This window comes from Fertoeibacter niger (assembly GCF_009380135.2).
GTDB lineage: Bacteria > Pseudomonadota > Alphaproteobacteria > Rhodobacterales > Rhodobacteraceae > Fertoeibacter > Fertoeibacter niger.
Genome location: NZ_WHUT02000008.1, coordinates 57,861 through 75,353 on the forward strand (window position 1 = coordinate 57,861; position 17,493 = coordinate 75,353).

A 17,493-nucleotide genomic window follows, 5' to 3' on the forward strand; every position below is an offset into this window, starting at 1 on the left:
GGTCTACCTCCGGTTCATCTGTTTGGGGTCCAGCGCGTCGCGCAGCCCGTCGCCCAGCAGGTTGAACGCCAGGCTGACACACAGGATCGACAGGCCGGGAAACGTGACCAGCCACCAGCTGTCGATCATGTAGCGCCGCCCGGTGGCGATCATGGCGCCCCATTCGGGCAGCGGCGGCTGCGCACCAAGGCCCAGAAAGCCCAGCCCTGCCGCCGTGAGTATGACCGTCGCCATGTTCAGCGTCAGCCGGATGACGACCGAGGGCAGGCACATCGGCATGATGGATTTCACGATGATCCGCAGCGGCGAGGTCCCTTGCAGCCGGGCGGCGGCAATGTAATCGGCGTTGCGGAAGGTCATCGTTTCAGCCCGGGCCAGCCGCGCGATGGGCGGCCAGGCCGTCAGCCCGATGGCGATGATGGCGTTGTTCAGGCTTGGCCCCAGCGCCGCCACAAAGGCCAACGACAGGATCAGCGAGGGGAAGGACAGAAAGATATCAGTCACCCGCATCATCACCATATCCACCTTGCCGCCGAAATAGCCCGACACCGTGCCCACGATCATGCCGATGGGGCCCACCACGATGGTCACAAGGAAAATGATCGTCAGCGTGATGCGCGCACCCCAGACCAGCCGGGAAAAGATGTCGCGCCCCAGTTCGTCCGTGCCGAAGGGGTGGCCGTTGCCGGGCGGCTGAAGCACGTTGTTCAAGTTTTGCACATAGGGGTCATGCGGCGCGATCAGCGGCGCAAACAGCGCCGTCAGGATCAGCGCGGCCAGCACGATCACCCCAAAGGCCGAGGTGGGCTGGCGCAGCAGGAAGGTCACGATATTGCGTGCGGCCAGCAGCGGCGCAGGCAGGCGAAGCGTCTGGGTCATTTCGTCCTCGGGTCAAAGAGACGATACAGGATGTCGGACAGCAGGTTCAGCCCGATGAAGATCACGCCCACGATCAGCACGCAGGTCATCACCGCGTTCATGTCGCCGATGATCAGGTTGTTGGTCAGATACTGGCCAAAGCCGGGCCAGGCGAACACGGTTTCGATCAGCACCGCGCCCTCCAGCAGGCTGCCATAGGCCAGCGCCACGATCGTCACCAGCTGCACGCGGATGTTGCCAAAGGCGTGCCGCCAGATGGTCTGGCCACGCGACAGGCCCTTGACCCGCGCGGTGGTCATGTATTCCTGGCCCAGTTGATCCAGCATGAAGCTGCGGGTCATCCGCGTGATATAGGCCGATGACGAATAGCCCAGCAGGCTGGCCGGCAGGATCAGATGGTTGACCGCGCTGCGGAACACATCCCACTGGCCCGCGATGGCGCTGTCGATCAGCAGAAATCCCGTCCGGTCGGGCACCATGCCGATGTAGAACTGGCTCATCCGCCCCGAACCGCCCACCCAGCCAAGGGCTGCATAGAATACGATCAGCGCGATCATCCCGGTCCAGAAGATCGGCATGGAATGGCCGAACAGGCTGAACACGCGCACCAGATGGTCGGGCCAGCGGTCCTTGTTCACCGCCGCCGTCACGCCCAGCGGAATGCCCAGCCCCGCGCCGATCAGGATGGCAAAGGTGGCAAGCTCCATCGTGGCGGGCATGACATGCAGGATATCCTCGATCACCGGCTTGCCGGTGCGGATGGAATTGCCGAAATCGCCCGACAGCACATCACCCAGATAGCGCAGGAACTGCTCCCACAGCGGGCGGTCAAGGCCAAGCTGGCGAAACACCTGTTCATAGGTTTCGCGCGTGGCATCCTCGCCCACCATGGCGCGCACCGGGTCGGCGGGCATCATCCGCCCGATGATGAATGTCAGAAGCAACAGCCCCAGCAGCGTGACCGCGATCGTGGTGATCTGGCCCAGGATGCCGCGCAGACGCGGTCGGCGATCAGGCATGGTTCCTCCCCCCAAAGGCTTGTCACGGTGCCGCGAATCTGCGCATGCATCTGACATCTTTCCAAATCTGTCTGACAAGTTGAAACAGATATGTCAAGTGGCGGGCAAAGCGGAAAACGGACTGAGGCGCGCTTGGCCCCGCAGAGTGCCACTTGAGCCAGCCGCCCTGAAGCCCGGTCGGCCCGGACACAATCAACCCGAACTTCGCCATGGAACCCTGCGACAATGCGCAACTTTCCGGGTTTCGGCATAATATTCCGCCAGTGCATGTGGCGCAGCACCAGAAAAGGCGTGAAACCCTTCACCCGCACCCACCTGTCTGACAGCAGACCCTCAGGACGGGGGCCTGCCCGCCCTCAGCAGAATCTTGTAGCGTTCAAGGCTGCCGCGCAGATGCGCGCGCATGCATTCGCGGCCCGCGTCACCATCACCTGCGATGATCGCGTCCAGGATCTGGCTGTGTTCTTCCAGCAGGTGCAGGTTGTAATCTTTCGGGCGCGCGCCCGGCTCGCTGCCCTGCAATTCGCCCCGCGGGATGATGCCCTGGCGAATAAGGGTCAGAAATTCGGGAAAGCGGCGGTTCTGCGTCGCCTCGGCAATCGCCATGTGAAAATCGAAATCGGCGTCGCGCGTGGGCTGACCGTCGCGCAGGCAGGCAGCCACCCGGTCATGCGCGTCCATGATGGTTTCCAGTTGCGCGGGCGAGCGGCGGGCAGCGGCCAAAGCGGTGGCCTCGATCTCACAGGCGGTGCGCAGCTCCAGAAGTTCGATCACCTGCGAAATCCGCGCGGTGGCCAGATCGTCGAACGGCCGCGCGGGCTTCAGCCGCGACGACACATCCAGCGCAAACACCCCCGCGCCCTTGCGCGCCTCGACCAGCCCGTCAGACCGCAGGGCGGCAATCGCCTCGCGCACCACGGCGCGGCTGACCGAATGCAGGCGCGTCAATTCCGCCTCGCTGGGCAGCCGGTCGCCGGGGCGGAACGTGCCCGCCTCCAGATCGCGGCGCAGGGTGCTGCTGATACGGTCCACCAGCGAACTTGCGCCGCTGCCCTTTTCACCCTCGCCCATGCCGCTCTCCCGCCCGGTTGTCAGACATCTTTGCCGGGTCACAAAGTGCTAGCCCCTGTGGCGGCCTGCCGCAAGGGGCTTTGCCAGCAGCGTTTCAAGCCACGCAAAGGCCGCAGCCTGTCGGTCAGGGGGGAAATGCATGCCCGCCGCGGGGCCGGTGCAACGCAATGCCATCGCCAGCACCCCGTGCCTGCCAGACGGCGGCGAAGCGGGCCGCATCATTGGCTGGATGGCTGGCCAGAAAGGCGGCGGCGCGGCAGTCCTCCCAGGCCATCTGGCTGGCCGGGGAAAGCCGCCTCGGCACTGGCCATCATCAGCGGCCCCATGCCCTTGGCATCACCGGCCACCACGTCTTCGGTCAGGTAGTAGGCGGGCGTTCCGTCACGGTAGCGCCCGGCCAGCGTGCCCAGCCCCGCCACCCGGCAGATGCCCGCCAGCCCGTGCTCGGTCATCCGCGTCTGTTCCAGCACCCGCAACGCGCGCAGACCGGCCCCGCGCAAACCTGCCGCCTCGGCCCCGGTCACAAGGCCAAGCCGCGCCGCGCGCAAGAATGCATAGGCGAACATCGCGGTGGCCGAGCTTTCGTCATAGTTCCCGGCAAGTTCCGGGGCATCCAGCACCTGCGGCCAAAGACCGGATGCGCCCTGACGCTGCGCCAGTGCGACCAGAATGGCAGCGGTGCGCTGGCGCAGGGCATGGGTCGCCGCATCATCCGGCAGGATCACCAGCGCATCCACCAGCGCCATGGCCAGCCAGCCCATCGCCCGCGCCCAGACGGCCGGCGACTGGCCGGTCACAGCGTCTGCCCAGGCCTGAGCGTGGCTTGCGTCATGGCCATGCACATGCAGGCCGCCGGGCGTCGCCGTAAGGTCCAGCGCGGTGGAAAGCTGTTGCAGCGCATCGCTCACGCGGCGCTGTTCGCCAGTCGCCAGCGCGTATTCGATCTGGAACGGCAGCGCCATGTAAAGCCCGTCCAGCCACAGCTGATGCGGATAGCGCGCCTTGTGCCAGTAGTTCCCGGTTGCTGTGCGCGGATGCCGGTCAAGTTGCCCGATCAGTCGCGCCGCCGCCACCATGTAGCGCGGATCGCCGGTATCCCGCGCCAGCCCGAACAGAACGCGCCCGGGCAGGATGTTGTCGATGTTGAAGCCCTCAGCGTCATACCCCGCCAGCGCGCCATCCGGTGCGACCTGCGCATCGATCAGCCGGCGCAGATGCGCGTGCCAGCGCACATCGCCGGTTGCCGCCGCCAGCAGATCCAGCCCGCGATAGATGCAGCCGTCTTCATAGCACCAGGCGCCGCCCTTGTAAGGGGCATAGCTGGCGCAGTAGCGGTCGAAATGGCGAAGCAGGTTTTGCATCATGCGGTCAGTGGCTTTGCCGCGCGATCAGGTCTGCCAGCATGGCTTCCTCCTCGGCCGTAAGGTCGGTCAGCGGCGAACGCACCCGGCCTGCGGCAAAGCCCTGCTGGCGCACCCCGGCCTTTATCGCAGATACCGCATAACCCTTGGCCCGGTTGCGGATCGCCATGAACGGATAGAAGAACTCGTTCAGGATGCGTTCACAGGTGGCCCGGTCGCCGCCGCGCAGGGCGGCGTAGAACGCATTGGCCAATGCGGGCACGAAATTGAACACGGCACTGGAATAGGTGGTGAAACCCGCGCCCAGATAGGCTTCGGCATAAAGCTCGGCCGTTGGCATGCCGCCAAGATAGATCAGCCGGTCGCCCATCCTGGCGGTGATCTGGCGCACAAGGGCTATGTCGCCGGTGCCATCCTTGAAGCCGATCAGGTTGGGGCATTCATCGCACAGCCGGGCCAGCGTATCAGCCTGAAGCACCGCATTGTCACGGTTATACACCATCACCCCGAACCCGACCGACTGGCAAACCGCCTTGACATGCGCGAAGAGCCCGTCCTGCGGCGCGTCGATCAGGTAATGCGGCAGCAGCAGGATGCCGTCGGCGCCGACCTTTTCGACCGACCGGGCAATCTCGATTGCCATCTGCGTGCCATAGCCGCAGCCTGATACAATGGCGGTATCGCCCGACACTTCTTTTGCTGCCGCAACGATGGCGGGAATTTCGGTGGGCGCGAGGGAAAAGAACTCGCCCGTGCCGCCCGCCGCGAACAGCACAGGCGCCTTGTAGCCTGCCAGCCAGGCCACATGCGCGCGATAGCTGTCGGGCGCGAAAGCGCCGTCATCGTCAAAAGGCGTGACAGGAAAGGACAGGAGGCCGGAACCAAGTGCGGCCTTGAGTGCTGCGGGGGTCATCGGGAATCCTCTGATGGCTGGTTTTCATGGATGTAATGGCAGGTGGCCCATCACGTCAATACTTATCATATAACTTGTCTTACATGTTGTCATGGCCCCGCGATATACACGCTGCCACGCGATGCATGTCTGCCGGGCGCGAAAGTTGAAGGATGAAATTGCTGATGAAATTCGGCCGGCATGCCGGCACCCGCGCTGGCCTTTGCTCGGATCTCGGCCGGCGGCGAAGCCGGTTGTTCGGTGAATGGCGTGGCTATCAGCGCGCTTGATATAGTATATCTGTGCCCATATCATATGGGACAGGCTCCCGCGCTTTCGTGGCGGGGCATTGGCATAAGCGGGCGAAACACCGCGCCGGACAAGGACGGGAAGATGACGGCACTACCGGGCAGCAACGCGCAGAAAGGGCAGCAACCACAGACGCTGGTGGTGCAGGTGCGCGATGCGATCCGCGCGCAGATCACCGGCGGGCAGTTCAGGCCGGGTGACCGCCTGCCGTCAGAGGCCCGGCTGACCCAGGATTTCGGTGTCAGCCGCACCGTGGTGCGCGAGGCGATTGCCGCCCTGCAAGCCGACCGGCTTGTCGAGCCCCGGCAGGGCGCGGGCGTTTTTGTGCTGACCCCGCCCGCGCCGGATGAGCCCGCCTTTCAGAATGTCGATCTGGCGCGGGTAGCCTCGCTGATCGAGATGCTGGAACTGCGGACCGCCGTGGAAGGCGATGCGGCAGGCTTTGCCGCCCTGCGCCGTTCGCCTGCACAGGAAGAAACCATCATCGAGGCTTTCGAGGCATTCCGCCACCGCGCGCTTGAAGGGTTGCCCACGGCGGAGGCTGATTTCGCCTTTCACATCGTCATCGCCGAGGCGGCCAACAACCCGCGCTTTGCGGAATTCCTGCGCCTGACCGGCAAGGCGCTGATCCCGCGCAGCGCGGTGGCTGAGGGGGCGGATGCGAGGATCTCGCCCGATTACGCCCGCCGCCTGATCGAGGAACACGAGGCGATTGTTGTGGCCATCCAGAACGGCGACGAAACCGCCGCCCGCGCCGCGATGCGCAGCCATCTGCACAACAGCCAGACACGCTATCGCCAGTATCTGCGCGGGGTGCGGGGTTAGGCACCTGACTCCCATACCGTCGCCACAGCCCTTTCAGACCGGGATCGCCAGCGATTTCAGCGTCATCGCGTCACGCTTGGGGGCGGTGCCGAACAGCCGGGTGTAATCGCGGCTGAACTGCGAGGCGCTTTCATAGCCCACGTCGAACGCCGCCCGGGTCACGGTGCTGGCCTGCGTGACCATCAGGCGGCGCGCCTCGATCAGGCGCAACTGCTTTTGGTATTGCAGCGGGGTCATCGCGGTAAGCGCCTTGAAATGCTGATGAAAGGACGACGGGCTCATCCGCGCGGCATCGGCCATTTCCTCCACCCGGATCGGGCGGTGGTATTCCTTGCGCAACAGATAGATGGCATCGGCAATGCGGCGCGTGTGGCTGTCAGGCTGGATGATCCTGGCAATGGCGCCACCATTCGGGCCGGTCAGCAACCAGAAATACAACTCTTGCAAGATGGCCGGATACAGCACCGGCACCGCGTCGGGTGTCGAGAACAGCCGCACCAGCCGCATGAGGCAATCCTGCTGCTGCGCCGACAGATGTTCGACAAACGCGCCCAGACCATCATGGGCGGGGCAGGGAGGCTCCTCGAGCCTTGATAGAACATTGCGCAGGATGTCGTTGTCAAACTCCATCACCATGCCCATGAACGGTGCCGCGCGCGTGGCCCCGGTAATGCTGCCAATGCCCGGCATCTCGATGCTGACGGCCAATGCCATGCCTGCTGCATAGTCGATGATCTGGTCGGTCAGTTCGATCCGCTTTGCCCCCTGCACCACAATGCAAAGCGACGGTTTGTAGATCTTGCGAAACGGCATCCGCGTTTCGGTGCTGCAAATCAACACAATGCCCGGAACCGGGGTGGGGGAAACCGCATCAGGCCCGCCATGTGCGGTGATGTAGTCTGCGATCGCGCCAATCAAACCCGATTCCATCATCGGCTGGTTCCACCCTGCTGCTGCCCCTTGCGAGTTAGGGTGCGTGTTCAAGACCTGCCAGAGCCGCGGAGGAACAGGCAAGTTTTTTCCGGTATCCGGCATGCGGATGCCCGCAGAATGGCCCAGACTGGGCCGGCAGATACTGCAACACTGCACGAGGGCGCAAACATCGGCAAAATGAGTGTCAGCAGATGCGGCGCGGCGCATGCAGGGCCGGAACCGCTAGACCGGTGTCCTGCGCGTTGCAGACACCGACAGCCCGTCCAGGAAAAACCGCACGGCAAGGCGCACCCACGCATCATCAGCGCCCGAAACGCGCACAAGCGGGTGGTCGGGCGCAGGAATGCGCGCCTCCATCAGTGTCGCAACCCGCTGTGGGCCGGTGGCCATGTTCAGGAACAGCCGCGCCATGGCAATCGCCCAGTCTGCCTCGGTGCCGTCATCCTGCGGAGCCCGCTGCGTGAATTGCGCCACAAGAAAATCGGCCACCAGAGCCTCGGCCCGCAGGATCACGTCACGGTGCATCATCTCGCCAAGGTCGGGCGAGCGTTCCGACTCGCCGATCACGACGCGCTGCAACAGCACAGCCCGGCGCCAAGTGCACAATTCGCTGAACAATGCCGCAAACCGGAACAGCTCCCTTTCCGGGTCGCCGTTGTGGTCAAGATCGGGCAACTCGGCAAGAAAGCGTTCGACGGCATTGCCAAGTGCGGCGCGAAACAAGGTCTCCTTGTTTCCGAAATGGGCATAGACGGTGCGTTTCGTTGTGCCGGCAACCGCAGCAACCTCATCCATCGATGCCTTGTCATAGCCACGCTCGACAAAGGTCACAAACCCCGCCTGCAGGATGCGCTTGGGTAAGGGTAAGCTGTCAAAGCCCTTCATCGGATTTCCTTCGATCACGTCTTTGTATGCCTCAGGCATCGCCCCGTTGACACCCCGTTGTGTATACTATACGGTATAGTATATCAGTTTGATGCTGTATGACAGCGCCAAAGTCGCCCGGAGAAACTGCGAATGACAACAGCAAACCCGCTGCAAGACCGGCCTGCCGAACTGCATCATTCCGGCCAGCCCCGCCTTGGCCCCGATGACCGGCACTTGGCGACAATGGGTCACAAGGTGCCTGGGCCAGCACAGAACCAACCGGCCAAGCCACGCACAACCGAGGAGAAACGACATGGTTGAATTTGTGGTCAACGGGAGGCCGGTCAATGTTGAAACCGACGCCGCAAAACCGCTGCTGTGGATTTTGCGCGAGGATCTGGGCATGTCTGGCCCGAAATACGGCTGCGGTGTTGCCCAGTGCGGGGCCTGCCGGGTGTTGGTCAACGGGGTCTCCAGGCCATCCTGCGTGACCTATCCCGGCGATGTTGTCGGGGCGAACATCGTGACGGTCGAAGGGTTGGCGGCGCCCGATGGCAGCCTTTCCGTCATCCAGCAGGCCTGGATTGACGAACAGGTGCCGCAATGCGGCTTTTGCCAGCCTGGTTTCCTGATCGCGGTGACTGCGCTGCTAGCCGAAGTGCCACGGCCCACCGATGCGCAGATCGACGCGGCTGTCACCAACATCTGCCGCTGCGGCACCTATCCCCGCATCCGACGCGCAATCCATCGCGCCGCAGCCACGCTCGCCCAGGGTTGAGGAGACCTTCATGCCCCGCCTTTTGTCACGACGCACATTCCTGTTGACCGGGGCCGCCCTTGGCGGCACCGCCCTAGTCGCGGCCATCGGTGGCGCAGGTTATCTTGCCACGGTCGATGTCGATGGGCGCGACGGTTTCCTTGATGGCGACCGCGCGGTTCTGAACGCCTTTGTCGTGTTGCATGATGATGGCCGGGTGGTTGTCAACGTGCCGAAAACCGAAATGGGCCAGGGTATCCACACCGGCCTTGCGATCGTGGTGGCCGAAGAGCTGGACATTCCGTTCGACGACCGCATCAGTGTGGTGTTTCCGACCGACCCGCATCCGGCCTATTCAAACTGGTTCAATGCGCTGCAAATCCGCCCCGAAGAGGCGGCAGGGCCGGTGGTCTGGGTGGGGCGCCGGGTGCTGGGGCAGATGGGCTTCATCGCCACGGGGGCGTCGGGGTCAACCATGGGCATGTGGCACCCGATGCGGCAGGCAGGGGCATCAGCGCGTCACATGCTGCTGGCGGCAGCGGCGGCGCGGCTGGGCGTGCCCGTGGCGGAACTTGCAACCGGCGACGGGTTCGTGCGGCATGCGGGATCGGGCCAAAGCCTGTCCTATGGCGAGCTGGCCCGTGCGGCGGCCCTGTTGCCGCCACCCGATGATCCGGTGCTGAAACCGCGCGCGGAATGGCGGCTGATCGGCCGGTCACAGCCGCGAGTCGATCTGCCCGACAAGGTGCGGGGCGCGCCGGTTTTCGGGATGGATGTGATGCTGCCCGGCATGATCCATGCCGCCATCCGCCACGCGCCGGTCTTTGGGGCCGAAGTCGCCTCTGTGGCCAACACGGCGCAGGTGCGTGCCGAACCCGGCGTTCTGGATGTGGCGGTTATCAACGGGCGTCAGGTGGCGGTGGTGGCCCATTCCTGGTGGCAGGCGGAACAGGCAGCATCGCTGCTGGATATCGCATGGACGCAAACCGGAGACGAGGCTGCGAACAGTGCCGGAATGGCGGCGCGGTTGCAGGCGGCCCTGAACAATTCCGAACCGCATTCGCATATCGACGATGGCGATGCCGCGGAAGCGCTTGGCGATGCCGCGGCCACTCTGGTCGAGGCAGGCTATGATGTGCCATTTGTCACCCATGCCTGCATGGAGCCGGTCAATGCCACCGTGATCATCCGCGATGACGGCACGGCCGAGGCGTGGATTTCAACCCAGTCGCCCATGGCGGTGCGCAGCGGCGTGGCGCGCGGGGCCGGATGGGCGGGGGTGGAGCCCAGCTCTGTCACCTGCAACGTCACCATGAATGGCGGGGCCTTTGGCCGGCGCAGCGATCAGGATGTGGCGGCCGAGGCTGCTTTTCTGGCCGCGCGGCACCGTGGGCGGCCGGTCAAGCTGATCTGGTCGCGCGAGGAAGACATCGCGCGCGGCCTTTACCGCAGCCACGCCGCCTGCCGCCTGCGCGCGGCGCTGGGGCCGGATGGCTTGCCGGTGGCCTATGATGCGCTGGTGGCGGCGCAATCGGCGTTCCAGTCGATCGGCAGCCGCAACCTGCCCTTCACCCCCGGGCCGGACGGCGACATCCTGTCGGTCGAGGGGCTGGACAAGCTGCACTACACCATCCCCAACCGGCGCATGCGCAGCATACATGTGCCCAGCCACATGCCGATCCACTTCTGGCGATCGAACGGGTTTTCGTTCAACACCTTCTTCACCGAAAGTTTCATCGACGAATGTGCGCAGGCTGCGGGTGCCGATCCGCTGGACTATCGCCGGGCGCTGCTGCGTGACACCCCGCGTCATCTGGCCGTGCTGGACCGCGTGGCCGACATGGCCGGATGGGGCAGCCCCATGGCCCCGGGGCGCGGGCGCGGCATCGCCATCGAGGAATGCTATCGCAGCGTGGTTGCGCAGGTGGCCGAGGTCACGGTGGCCGCCGATGGGGAAATCACGGTGGACCGGGTGTTCTGCGCCGTCGATGTCGGCATGGCGATCAACCCCGATGCCGTGGTGGCGCAGATGGAAGGCGGTATCCTGTTCGGTGTCACCAGCGCGCTGATGAGCATGATCACGCTGGACCGTGGCGCGGTGGTTGAATCGAATTTTCACGACTTCCCGATCCAGCGCCTGGCCAATGCCCCTGCGGTGAAGGTGGCCCTGGTCGATACCGGGCTGCCACCCTGCGGGGCGGGCGAGCCGGGCATCGTGCCGGTGGCCGCGGCACTGGCCAATGCCATCCACGCGGCAACGGGGCGGCGGTTGCGCTCGCTGCCGCTGGCGCGCACCGAAACCATCGGCGAGCGCCGCACCCGCAGCGTTCTGCGCGACCCGGCCGCGTGACGGCCCGCCGCGCGCCCAAATCCCGATCAAAGATCAAAGGACACCCACTATGCTGAAACCGATCAGAACCCGGCTGGCCATCGCGGCCTTGACGGCTGCGCTGCTGCCCACCGCAGCACTTGCGCAGACAGATGCCATTCTGGGCACATGGCAGACCACGGACGGCAATCTTGTGATCGAAGTCTACGACGCGGGTCAATCCTACGCGGCCCGGATGCTTCATGGCGCGCTTGTGGTCGAGGCGGATGGCACGACGTTCAAGAAGGACACGATGAACCCCGATCCGGCGCTGCGGTCGCGGTCACTGGAAGGGATCGACTTTGTGTCCGGCCTGACGTGGGATTCCAGTGACAACCGCTGGGAAGACGGCCGGATCTATCAGGCCGCCACCGGGCAGACCGCCTCGGCGCGCGTCACCATCGAAGGCGACACGCTGAACCTGCGCGCCTATCGCGGCACGCCGCTGGCGGGCCGGACCATAGCGTTCCAGCGCCGGGCCAACTGACGTGACGCGCCCTTTGTCGTGCCGAAACCCGCGCGGGCCCCTGGCAGGGGGGCAAGCCACAGGTGGCGGCTGGCCGGATCATCTGCGTTTTCTGCGGTCATGGGCGTCGCACCCGCTGCGCGTTGCGGCCATCGCGCCGTCGGGGGCCAGCCTGGCCCGGCTGATCACGCGCGAGATTGACCCAGAACACGCCCCGGTTCTGGAGCTGGGGCCGGGCACCGGGGTGTTTACCCGTGCCTTGCTGGACCGTGGAATTGACGAGGCGGATCTGACACTGGTGGAATACGGAGCTGACTTCGCCGCGCTGCTGCGCAACCGCTTTCCCCGGGCGCGGGTCTTGCAGGCCGATGCGGCGCGGCTGGCCGGGCGCAACCTGTTTCCCGACCGGCAGGCGGGCGCGGTGGTCAGCGGCCTTGGCCTGCTGTCGATGCCGCCCAGAACCGTGTTCGCCATCATTGCGGGTGCGTTTGCCTGCATGGAGCCGCGCGGCGCCCTTTATCAGTTCACTTATGGCTTGCGCTGCCCGGTGCCCGGCCCGGTTCTGGACCGGCTGGCATTGCAGGCCACTCGGGTGGGTGGCACGCTGGCCAATCTGCCGCCCGCCTCGGTCTATCGCATCACGCGGCGCGGCCTGGGCTGACCAACGCCGCAGGCGACAGAATTGCAGGATCAGGCAGGTTTCATCGGCCTTCGGGCAAGCGGGAACGGCGGCGGGCAGGCATAGTGCCCCTGCCGGCCAACAGCAGCGCAACCGGATGCGCGCCCGTCGGCAGAACATGCAGGCCATGACGACCGACGGAAAAGTTCCACATCCACACCGACACCCCGCAGGCAGCACGCAAGGGAGACCCCGCATGACCACCTTCGCCCTCAACGGCCAGAACATCACCGTGGATGACGACCCGGCAACGCCGCTGCTTTGGGTCATCCGCGATACGCTGGGCCTGACGGGCACCAAATTCGGCTGTGGCGCCGCGCAATGCGGGGCCTGCACCCTGCATGTCGACAACATGCCGCAGCGCGCCTGCGTGACCCCGCTTTCAGATGTGGCAGGCCGGTCTGTGACGACCATAGAGGGCCTGTCGCCGGATGGCCTGCACCCGTTGCAGCGGGCCTGGATCGAGCTGGAGGTGGCGCAGTGCGGCTATTGCCAGTCAGGCCAGATCATGAGCGCGGCAGGCTTGCTTACCACAACGCCGCGCCCCACCGATGCCGAGATCGACACGGCCATGGCGGGCAACCTGTGCCGCTGCGCGACCTACGTGCGCATCCGCGCCGCGATCCACCGGGCGGCGGATCTGGTCTAATGCACACCCACCCCAAAGGAGCGATGCCCATGCAAGGCCCAACCCCCACGCGCCGGTCGTTTCTGGCGGGCATTGCCGCCACCACCGCCGCACTGGTCATCCCGCTTCGGCTGACAACGGCAGAGGCACAGCATGCCCCGGCACCATTCACCCCGCAGCCCCACGCCTTCATCCGTATCGGCACCGACGGACGGGTCACATTTCTTTTGCCGACCAGCGAGATGGGGCAGGGCACCCATACCGGCCAGGCGCAAATTCTGGCCGACGAACTGGGCGCAGGCTGGGCCACCATCTCCGTTGACATGCCAAGGCAGCCGACACCTGACTATCGCCCGCCCTTCATGGGTCAGATGCGGTCGGTTGGCTCGAACGGCATCCGGTTCTGGCACGATCCGCTGCGCCGCGCCGCAGCCCAGGCCCGCGAGATGCTGACAGCGGCGGCGGCAGGGCGGCTGGGGGTCGATGCCAGCACGCTGCGCGCGCAGAATGGCCGGATCGTTGACCCCGCCAGCGACCGCGCGATCCCTTTCGGTGATCTGGTCGCCGAGGCGATGGCGCTGCCCGTGCCGGAAAACCCCACGCTGCGGCCTGAGGCCGAATTGTCGCTGATCGGCCGTTCGGTGCCCCGCCTTGACACCCATGCCAAGGTGACGGGACGCGCGCTTTTCGGTATCGACACCCGGCGCGAGGGGCAGCTTTATGCGGCAGTCCGGCTGGCCCCGGTCTTTGGCTCTGACGTGGCCGCGATCAACGAGGCCAGCGTCATGGGCATGCCGGGCGTGCGGGCGGTTGTGCGCGTGCCGCGCGGTGCGGTGGTTGTGGCAACAGGCTGGTGGCAGGCCAAACAGGCCGCCGACGCGCTGGACATCAGCTTCACCGCCACCCAACATGATGACCTGACGACCCAGGCGATCGACGCGATGATGCGCGCGGCGCTGGACCGCCGCGATGTGCCGATGACCACGCTGCGCGGCGATGCCGCAGCGGCGCTGTCGGCCCAGGGGCGCGTTGTCGTTGCCGACTATCACGTTCCGATGCTGGCCCATGCCTGCATGGAACCGCTGAATTGCACGGCCACCTCCACCGATGAGCGCACCGAAATCTGGACAGGCACTCAGGGGCATGACGTGGCGCGCATGACGCTGGAGGCTGCGCTGCAGATACCGGCTGAACGTTTGTTCATAAACACGCCCTATCTTGGTGGCGGCTTTGGGCGCAGGACCAGCGCCGAGGTCGTGTTGCAGGCGGTTCTGGCCAGCAGGGCCGTGGGCGGGCACCCGGTCAAGCTGTTGTGGGCGCGCGAGGATGACATGCAGCAGGGCCTTTACCGGCAGACAATGATGTGCCGGATGCGCGCGGCGCTGGACGATGCGGGCAATATCCAAGGCCTGCATGTCCGTGTGGCCGGCCCGCAGATGGGGCGGGCGTCGTTCAGGATGGACCCCGACACGGTGGCGCGGGCCACAGGCAATCTGGCCAATTTCGACCCGCTGTCGTTGAACGGGTTGTGGGACATGCGCTATGAGATCCCCAATCTGGTGGTGGATCATGCGGTGATCGACCTGCCGGTCACGTTCAACCCCTGGCGCGGCATCGCGCATTCCTTTACCGCGTTCTTTCTTGAAAGCTTCATCGACGAATGCGCGGCGGCGGCGGGCCGTGACCCGTTGGAATACCGGCGCGCGCATTGCGCGGGCCAGCCGCGCATGCTGGCCGTGCTGGACCGCGTGGCGGAAATGTCCGGCTGGGGCCAAGCTGCGCCGCCGGGCATCAGCCGCGGTTTGGCTTTGGCCGAAAGCTATGGCTCCTTTGTGGCCGAGGTGGTCGAACTGCGGGTGACGGATGGCAGGCCGGTGGCTACACGGGTGTTCGCAGCCATTGACTGCGGCCGGACGATCAACCCCGGGCAGGTCGAGGCCCAGGTGCAGGGTGGCGTGATCGACGGGCTGGGTGCGGCGCTGGCGGCAAGGATCACCCTGCGCGACGGGCGGGCCGAGCAGTCGAATTTCCACGACTATGCCCTGCCCCGGATCAACGAGGCCCCGCATGTCGAGGTTGCCATCGTGGACACCGGTTCGCCCCTGGGCGGTGCGGGCGAGCCGGGGCTGCCGCCCGTCGCCCCGGCCTTTGCCAATGCGGTTTTCGCGGCACAGGGCCGCAGGCTGCGCAATCTGCCATTGTCGGATGCGCTGTGATGGCCGCCAACAATGTCCCACAACGCAAAGAAGCAGACTGATGACCAGATGGACGACAAAAGACATGCCCCCGCAACATGGCCGTATGGCGGTGATCACCGGCACCGGCGGGCTGGGATATGAAACCGCCCTCGCGCTGGCGCACGCCGGGGCGGATGTGGTGATTGCCGGGCGCAACCCGCAAAAGGGGGCCGCTGCGGTGGCTGCGATCAAGCACGCCGTTCCCCGGGCGAAAGTGCGGTTCGGCGAGGTGGATCTGGCAGACCTGGCCTCGGTCGCGGCTTTTGCTGCGCAACTGGCGATGACGCAGGACCGTCTTGATCTGCTGATCAACAATGCGGGTGTCATGAGCCCGCCGCAGCGTCGCGAAACCAGCGACGGGTTCGAATTGCAGTTCGGCACCAATCATCTGGCCCATTTCGCGCTGACGGCCCATCTGATGCCACTGCTGAAGCGGGGCAATGCGCCGCGCGTTGTCAGCCTGTCCAGCGTGGCGGCCCGGCAAGGCGCGATCAACTTTGCCGATCTTCAGGCGCGGTCGGGTTACAAGCCGATGCCGGTCTATGCCCAGTCAAAACTCGCTTGCCTGATGTTCGCGCTGGAATTCAGCCGCCGCAGCATGGCGGCAGGCTGGGGGATCGCCAGCATTGCGGCCCATCCCGGGGTTGCACGGACCGACCTGCTGCCGAACGGTGCGGGTGCAACCAGCGGCGCAGGGTTGGCGCGGCGGTTCCTGTGGTTCCTGTTTCAACCTGCCGCCCAGGGGGCGTTGCCGTCGCTGTTTGCGGCCACCGACCCTGCTGCACGAAATGGCAGCTATTACGGGCCTGACCGGCTTGGCGGCACACGGGGCCATCCGACCGAAGAGACGCCGCCCAAACAGGCGCTGGATGCCGCTGTAGCCGCGCGGCTGTGGGACATCTCGGAAGAGCTGACAAGGGTGAGTTTTGGCTAGAGCGGCGCAAGCCACGGCGGCAGCACGCGCAGCGGCCTAAGCCGGAAGGCTGCCAGCCCCGGCATCATGCGCGGCCCGCAGCAGACCCAGCGCATCGCCCAATGGCAGGGCGCGCAAACCGTTCGCCACCGGCACGTCACGCGTGCCGGCGTAGACCAGCACGCGGTGCGTGGCCGCAATATCCTCGGCGGCCAGATGAAAGCCGCGCGACACTTTGGGCGCGGTTGTGCGCTTTATCTCGATCGCCCAGACTGCGCCCGAGGGCAGCCGCAGGATCAGATCCAGTTCGGCCCCGCCCGAGGTGCGGTAGAAAAAGGGCTCGGTGCCCGGCGGTGCGGCGGCGATCAGCGCCTCCAGGCAGAACCCCTCCCAACTGCCGCCCACCACCGGATGCCCCAGCAGGCTTTCCAACGTGCCAAGACCCAGCAGGGCATGCACCAGCCCGCTGTCCCTGACATAGACCTTGGGCGATTTCACCAGCCGTTTGCCCGCGTTCTGGTGCCAAGGGGCCAGCCTGCGCACCAGCATCAGATCGACCAGCAGGTCAAGATAACGCCCGATGGTCTGGCCCGACACGCCCAAGCCTTCGGCCAGCGCCGCCGCATTCAGCAGGCCACCCTGCGCATGGGCCAGCATCGTCCAGAACCGGCGCAGGGTGGTCGCGGGGATGCGCGGGCCAAGGGCGGGAATGTCACGCTCCAGATAGGTGCGCAGGAAATCCTCGCGCCAGGTCTGGCTGGCCCGGTTGCTGGCCGCCTGAAAACTGTCGGGAAAGCCGCCGCGCAGCCAGAGGTCATGCAGCCGGTCTTTGCCCACCTCGTCCAGCAGCAGGGGTGGCATTTCTTCATAGCGCACCCGGCCAGCCAGCGATTCCGCCGATTGCTGCAACAGCACATGCGAGGCGGAGCCCAGCAGCAGAAACTGCCCCGTGCGGAACCCCCGGCGGCGCCGCATGTCGATCTGCCCTCGCAGGCTGGCAAACAGCCCGGGCATCTGCTGCACCTCATCCAGGATCACCAGCTTGCCTGCCTGCTCATCCAGATAAAGATCAGGCTCGGCCAGTATCCGGCGGTCTGCCTCACGTTCCAGATCAAGATAGACCGAGGGCCGCGTGCCCGCGATGTCCAGCGCCAGCGTGGTCTTGCCCACCTGCCGCGGCCCAAGCAGGACAACGGCAGCCTGTTCATCCAGGGCCGACAAGACGATCTGATGGGCGTGGCGCGGATACATACCTTGCAAATACTCCATAGCGTGGAAGATTTGCAAGG

The 17,493-nt window shown here is 65.6% G+C and carries 16 protein-coding genes; 8 read left to right on the plus strand and 8 right to left on the minus strand.

The window, feature by feature from the left end:
* Positions 1 to 3: 3 nt before the first annotated feature.
* From GEU84_RS13845 to kdgD, 5 genes are all read right to left on the minus strand, one after another.
* The gene (locus tag GEU84_RS13845) at positions 4 to 879 is read right to left on the minus strand and encodes an ABC transporter permease (protein WP_152827085.1); all 876 of its coding nucleotides are present in this window, start codon (positions 877 to 879) and stop codon (positions 4 to 6) included.
* A complete protein-coding gene (locus GEU84_RS13850; protein WP_152827087.1) occupies positions 876 to 1,898 on the minus strand; it encodes an ABC transporter permease in 1,023 nt (340 codons plus the stop codon). The genes GEU84_RS13845 and GEU84_RS13850 overlap by 4 nt, the downstream gene beginning before the upstream one ends.
* A gap of 333 nt (positions 1,899 to 2,231) precedes the next feature.
* On the minus strand, positions 2,232 to 2,969 hold the full coding sequence (locus GEU84_RS13855; RefSeq protein WP_152827089.1) for a FadR/GntR family transcriptional regulator: 738 nt from the start codon (positions 2,967 to 2,969) through the stop codon (positions 2,232 to 2,234).
* Between the two features lie 218 nt (positions 2,970 to 3,187).
* Positions 3,188 to 4,330: a glycoside hydrolase family 88/105 protein gene (locus GEU84_RS13860; RefSeq protein ID WP_152827091.1), complete on the minus strand. Its 1,143-nt coding sequence runs from the start codon at positions 4,328 to 4,330 to the stop codon at positions 3,188 to 3,190.
* 7 nt (positions 4,331 to 4,337) lie between these two features.
* Positions 4,338 to 5,243 (minus strand): 5-dehydro-4-deoxyglucarate dehydratase, encoded by a 906-nt coding sequence (gene kdgD, locus GEU84_RS13865; RefSeq protein WP_152827094.1) that lies wholly within the window; start codon positions 5,241 to 5,243, stop codon positions 4,338 to 4,340.
* Positions 5,244 to 5,615: 372 nt separating this feature from the next.
* Between kdgD and GEU84_RS13870 the strand changes: the two genes are divergently transcribed.
* Positions 5,616 to 6,356 carry a FadR/GntR family transcriptional regulator gene (locus GEU84_RS13870; RefSeq protein ID WP_152827096.1) on the plus strand — a complete coding sequence of 247 codons (741 nt, stop codon included), beginning with the start codon at positions 5,616 to 5,618 and terminating at the stop codon, positions 6,354 to 6,356.
* 33 nt (positions 6,357 to 6,389) lie between these two features.
* Here GEU84_RS13870 and GEU84_RS13875 read toward each other — a convergent pair whose 3' ends face one another.
* Positions 6,390 to 7,286: an AraC family transcriptional regulator gene (locus GEU84_RS13875; RefSeq protein WP_152827098.1), complete on the minus strand. Its 897-nt coding sequence runs from the start codon at positions 7,284 to 7,286 to the stop codon at positions 6,390 to 6,392.
* A 225-nt stretch (positions 7,287 to 7,511) separates the two neighbouring features.
* On the minus strand, positions 7,512 to 8,213 hold the full coding sequence (locus tag GEU84_RS13880; protein WP_174539874.1) for a TetR/AcrR family transcriptional regulator: 702 nt from the start codon (positions 8,211 to 8,213) through the stop codon (positions 7,512 to 7,514).
* A 256-nt stretch (positions 8,214 to 8,469) separates the two neighbouring features.
* Between GEU84_RS13880 and GEU84_RS13885 the strand changes: the two genes are divergently transcribed.
* From GEU84_RS13885 to GEU84_RS13915, 7 genes are all read left to right on the plus strand, one after another.
* Complete coding sequence (locus GEU84_RS13885; RefSeq protein WP_152827102.1) at positions 8,470 to 8,934, plus strand: (2Fe-2S)-binding protein; 465 nt, start codon at positions 8,470 to 8,472, stop codon at positions 8,932 to 8,934.
* Positions 8,935 to 8,944: 10 nt separating this feature from the next.
* Positions 8,945 to 11,263, plus strand: coding sequence for a xanthine dehydrogenase family protein molybdopterin-binding subunit (locus tag GEU84_RS13890; protein ID WP_152827104.1), 2,319 nt, complete (start codon positions 8,945 to 8,947; stop codon positions 11,261 to 11,263).
* Positions 11,264 to 11,312: 49 nt separating this feature from the next.
* The gene (locus GEU84_RS13895; RefSeq protein WP_152827106.1) at positions 11,313 to 11,768 is read left to right on the plus strand and encodes a DUF2147 domain-containing protein; all 456 of its coding nucleotides are present in this window, start codon (positions 11,313 to 11,315) and stop codon (positions 11,766 to 11,768) included.
* 1 nt (position 11,769) lies between these two features.
* Positions 11,770 to 12,408: a class I SAM-dependent methyltransferase gene (locus GEU84_RS21365; RefSeq protein WP_217438574.1), complete on the plus strand. Its 639-nt coding sequence runs from the start codon at positions 11,770 to 11,772 to the stop codon at positions 12,406 to 12,408.
* Between the two features lie 214 nt (positions 12,409 to 12,622).
* Positions 12,623 to 13,075 carry a (2Fe-2S)-binding protein gene (locus tag GEU84_RS13905; protein WP_152827108.1) on the plus strand — a complete coding sequence of 151 codons (453 nt, stop codon included), beginning with the start codon at positions 12,623 to 12,625 and terminating at the stop codon, positions 13,073 to 13,075.
* A 29-nt stretch (positions 13,076 to 13,104) separates the two neighbouring features.
* The gene (locus GEU84_RS13910) at positions 13,105 to 15,270 is read left to right on the plus strand and encodes a xanthine dehydrogenase family protein molybdopterin-binding subunit (protein WP_174539875.1); all 2,166 of its coding nucleotides are present in this window, start codon (positions 13,105 to 13,107) and stop codon (positions 15,268 to 15,270) included.
* Between the two features lie 40 nt (positions 15,271 to 15,310).
* Positions 15,311 to 16,225, plus strand: a complete 915-nt coding sequence (locus GEU84_RS13915) for an SDR family oxidoreductase (RefSeq protein ID WP_152827112.1) — start codon at positions 15,311 to 15,313, stop codon at positions 16,223 to 16,225.
* 36 nt (positions 16,226 to 16,261) lie between these two features.
* Here GEU84_RS13915 and GEU84_RS13920 read toward each other — a convergent pair whose 3' ends face one another.
* Positions 16,262 to 17,455 (minus strand): ATP-binding protein, encoded by a 1,194-nt coding sequence (locus tag GEU84_RS13920; RefSeq protein ID WP_152827114.1) that lies wholly within the window; start codon positions 17,453 to 17,455, stop codon positions 16,262 to 16,264.
* Positions 17,456 to 17,493: the final 38 nt, after the last annotated feature.

Coding starts and splice junctions, on each gene's coding strand:
- GEU84_RS13845 (WP_152827085.1), bottom strand. CDS start 879: ATGACCCAGACGCTTCGCCTGCCTGCGCCGCTGCTGGCCGCACGCAAT.
- GEU84_RS13850 (WP_152827087.1), bottom strand. CDS start 1,898: ATGCCTGATCGCCGACCGCGTCTGCGCGGCATCCTGGGCCAGATCACC.
- GEU84_RS13855 (WP_152827089.1), bottom strand. CDS start 2,969: ATGGGCGAGGGTGAAAAGGGCAGCGGCGCAAGTTCGCTGGTGGACCGT.
- GEU84_RS13860 (WP_152827091.1), bottom strand. CDS start 4,330: ATGCAAAACCTGCTTCGCCATTTCGACCGCTACTGCGCCAGCTATGCC.
- kdgD (WP_152827094.1), bottom strand. CDS start 5,243: ATGACCCCCGCAGCACTCAAGGCCGCACTTGGTTCCGGCCTCCTGTCC.
- GEU84_RS13870 (WP_152827096.1), top strand. CDS start 5,616: ATGACGGCACTACCGGGCAGCAACGCGCAGAAAGGGCAGCAACCACAG.
- GEU84_RS13875 (WP_152827098.1), bottom strand. CDS start 7,286: ATGGAATCGGGTTTGATTGGCGCGATCGCAGACTACATCACCGCACAT.
- GEU84_RS13880 (WP_174539874.1), bottom strand. CDS start 8,213: ATGCCTGAGGCATACAAAGACGTGATCGAAGGAAATCCGATGAAGGGC.
- GEU84_RS13885 (WP_152827102.1), top strand. CDS start 8,470: ATGGTTGAATTTGTGGTCAACGGGAGGCCGGTCAATGTTGAAACCGAC.
- GEU84_RS13890 (WP_152827104.1), top strand. CDS start 8,945: ATGCCCCGCCTTTTGTCACGACGCACATTCCTGTTGACCGGGGCCGCC.
- GEU84_RS13895 (WP_152827106.1), top strand. CDS start 11,313: ATGCTGAAACCGATCAGAACCCGGCTGGCCATCGCGGCCTTGACGGCT.
- GEU84_RS13905 (WP_152827108.1), top strand. CDS start 12,623: ATGACCACCTTCGCCCTCAACGGCCAGAACATCACCGTGGATGACGAC.
- GEU84_RS13910 (WP_174539875.1), top strand. CDS start 13,105: ATGCAAGGCCCAACCCCCACGCGCCGGTCGTTTCTGGCGGGCATTGCC.
- GEU84_RS13915 (WP_152827112.1), top strand. CDS start 15,311: ATGACCAGATGGACGACAAAAGACATGCCCCCGCAACATGGCCGTATG.
- GEU84_RS13920 (WP_152827114.1), bottom strand. CDS start 17,455: ATGTATCCGCGCCACGCCCATCAGATCGTCTTGTCGGCCCTGGATGAA.